This is a genomic window from Gilliamella sp. B3464, from assembly GCF_026536145.1.
Classification (GTDB): Bacteria; Pseudomonadota; Gammaproteobacteria; order Enterobacterales; family Orbaceae; genus Gilliamella.
In genome coordinates, this window is the sequence record NZ_JAFNOQ010000040.1 from 1 (window position 1) to 507 (window position 507).

1 protein-coding gene is annotated in these 507 nt (G+C 36.1%); it reads right to left on the bottom strand.

Annotated elements, in window-relative coordinates; genetic code table 11:
- Positions 1 to 94: 94 nt before the first annotated feature.
- On the bottom strand, positions 95 to 478 hold the full coding sequence (locus tag J3U57_RS12705) for an antiterminator Q family protein (protein ID WP_065633653.1): 384 nt from the start codon (positions 476 to 478) through the stop codon (positions 95 to 97).
- Positions 479 to 507: the final 29 nt, after the last annotated feature.

The following is a 507-nucleotide window of genomic DNA, read 5'->3' on the forward strand; positions in this document are numbered from 1 at the left end:
TCACATAACAAAAAAGCCCGTCTATTGCTAGCGGGCTTTTTTATGCGTTTAAATTTTGATTATGGACTAATTATATATGCTTATTTGCGCAATGTCAAGCATTTTCACTGCAATGTTTAACATTTTTACTACTTTTATTGAAAAATGGATAAATATTTCCACCCACAAAACTTTGTGCCTGATTCAAAATATTGATAATGTCGTGAGGCCTTTTACCTATCGCTTTCGCTTGTGCATTACAAGACACATTCTTTAAGTAATACGCCACTAACACCGTCCATTGCACCGGATTATATTCTTTCAAACTCAAAACAGCATTATCAACAACCTCTGCTTCTTGCTCTGTCAAATATTGGCGATAATCAAAATCTCGAGCCGCTCCAGCAACAACCGATGATTGTGATGGATATTCTGTTCCTATACGCTTAACAATGCGGGTATTTCGCCATGCCGTTAAAATATCTTTCGTCTCTTTCATTGTGACCTCTTCTTTATTCCACTATTTTT